This window comes from Litorimonas sp., from assembly GCA_029936425.1.
GTDB lineage: Bacteria > Pseudomonadota > Alphaproteobacteria > Caulobacterales > Maricaulaceae > Litorimonas.
The window spans coordinates 1-2,090 of record JAPYSU010000073.1 but is presented as its reverse complement, the minus strand read 5'-3'; the positions used below and the strand labels follow the sequence as shown (position 1 = coordinate 2,090).

Sequence of the window (2,090 nt, the reverse complement as noted above, 5' to 3'; positions counted from 1 at the left end):
CCCTTATATAGAACCGAAGCTTCTTTTCATGTTTTGGGACAGTTCGAATGAGAGAATCGAGATAAGCATCCCAGCCAGCAGGGACCTTGAACTCCAAATCTGGCCCCCGCACGGTATCAAAACCATTAGGGTCTAACTGCAGCCACTCTATCCGGTCATCAAGACCCAAACCTTGCATTACCGCAGGCACAGCCTCACCAGGACCGCACCCGCCCATGTAGTGCACCCCGCAGTCGTATTCCCACTGTTTTTTTCGGCGAAATACATGGGAGCTACCGCCTATGACGGTATGGCGCTCTATCAGCAACGTTTTCTTTCCTGCAGCAGCCAGACAGGCCGCACTACTCATGCCCCCGAGCCCGGCTCCAACAACAATGGCATCCCACCTACTATCAAGCTGATTTGACATATCTTTCTCTCCGTCGTTAGCGGCCATTCAATGCCACTTAAATCTTCACGGAGTCTAACCAGAGCATTCAGTGCATGAGCTGCCAACAATGTGCAGAAGGCGCCATTATTTTCTGTCGGCATTCTATTTAGGAGCGGCATTGACCCGGTGAAACGTCAAAATACCTTTTGAAAGCGCGAGAAAAGGAAGAAGGGTTTTTATAACCAGATTTATTGGCAACTGTGGAAATTGGCAAGCTTGTCGTTTGAAGAAGCCGCTTGGCGTACTCGAGTCGAGCCTGGTCCATCAAGAGCCTTATATGAGTATTTTCTTTTTCTAAGCGCCTATTTAGAGTCCTAGATGACATAAACAAGCGAAGAGCCATCTCTTCGCTTGTTAACAACTCACCCTCAACCAAAGCCTTCCGAATCAAATTCCGAACTCTATCTGAAACCGATTCAGAAACTCCATAACGATGTAATCGTTCCTCAAGGGTTTTTATAAGCGCAGAATGAGTAACGCGGTTAGCCGTTAACAAAGACTGCCGAAGAACTTGCTTACTCAGGGAAAAGCAATTTGTTGCTTGACCAAAATCAGGAACTTCGCCAAATATTTCACGATACGCCTGCTTGTCACCCTGAGGCTCATGGGAAAATGACAAACGCATCCTATAGCGGGTCTTATTGCTAGACTGCGGGGCATGCTGAGCAAAAAATGCCATATTTCTAAACAATCCCGCTTGTAACTCCGTTAAAACCGCATTACAGGTTTCTCCAAGATCATGCCGGCAGCGCATTTCCACTACGACTTTATTGCCGGAAGAATACTGATGGCAGTCAAAAAGAGTAAAGACCAACGGCAAAAACCGCACTCCTGTCTCCAACGCCTCTCCCAGAGTTGCCGCTGTCATCGAAGCGATGCCCACGTCACCAGCCGCCGTTACTGGCAAGTATCGTAACAGCTGTATCGACAGAGGCTCCTTCGGCGATTGACAGCTAGCCGCCGTCTCTATTAGATCTCGCAGCTCATTCAAGGTTAGATCACAGCATCCATCTTCTACCTTGCGGTCGACGATAAGCTCCGGTCTGACGGACTCGATGAAAGAATCCAAAACATCAACGATTGAGGCGGATAGACGAACACGAGGAGAAGGGCGCATATTTTCCAATATCATCAGGTTTTGTGCCTAAAACGTAACGCAACTTCATCAATAAGCGATTGACCGCCGCGAAAAACACCAAGCCTCTTGGGCATGCCGGCAAAATAATCGCTACCGTGGATTTGCCAGGTGGCTGTAACAAGGGCGGGGAACATTAATTTCATCTCCCCCGCTATCCGATCAACCTGCCTAACAACAGAGTCCCCGGCCGCTCCCTCTGCCCTATGAGCGACCCCATGATTCCTTCCTCCATTCCCTATATCATCCCCCTTTTGATTTCTACCACTGATACCCCCGGAGGAACCGTGAGCGCGGACCTGAGCCAACATACGCCGATGATGCAGCAATACCTCGGTATCAAGGCCGAGCACCCGGATCAGCTGGTGTTCTACCGCATGGGCGATTTCTACGAGTTGTTCTTTGGTGATGCACAGAAGGCGGCGCGGTTGCTGGACATTACCCTGACCCAACGGGGCCAGAGTGCCGGCAAGCCGATTCCCATGGCGGGGATCCCCTATCATGCGGCAGAGAACTACCTGGCGC

At 50.1% G+C, this 2,090-nt stretch carries 3 protein-coding genes; 1 reads left to right on the top strand and 2 read right to left on the bottom strand.

Annotation, left to right across the window (positions count from 1 at the left end; all coding sequences use genetic code 11):
- Both ACN0IC_RS15150 and ACN0IC_RS15145 read right to left on the bottom strand, forming a co-directional pair.
- Positions 1-436 (bottom strand): phytoene desaturase family protein (locus ACN0IC_RS15150; RefSeq protein WP_416879590.1); only part of this gene is annotated, 436 nt, incomplete at its 3' end.
- 100 nt (positions 437-536) lie between these two features.
- Positions 537-1,547, bottom strand: coding sequence for an AraC family transcriptional regulator ligand-binding domain-containing protein (locus ACN0IC_RS15145; RefSeq protein ID WP_416879589.1), 1,011 nt, complete (start codon positions 1,545-1,547; stop codon positions 537-539).
- 335 nt (positions 1,548-1,882) lie between these two features.
- Between ACN0IC_RS15145 and ACN0IC_RS15140 the strand changes: the two genes are divergently transcribed.
- Positions 1,883-2,090: hypothetical protein (locus ACN0IC_RS15140; protein WP_416879591.1), on the top strand; the 208-nt coding region annotated here is incomplete at its 3' end.

Excerpts from the sequence above, each read along its gene's own strand:
- ACN0IC_RS15145 (WP_416879589.1), bottom strand. The coding sequence starts at position 1,547 with ATGCGCCCTTCTCCTCGTGTTCGTCTATCCGCCTCAATCGTTGATGTT.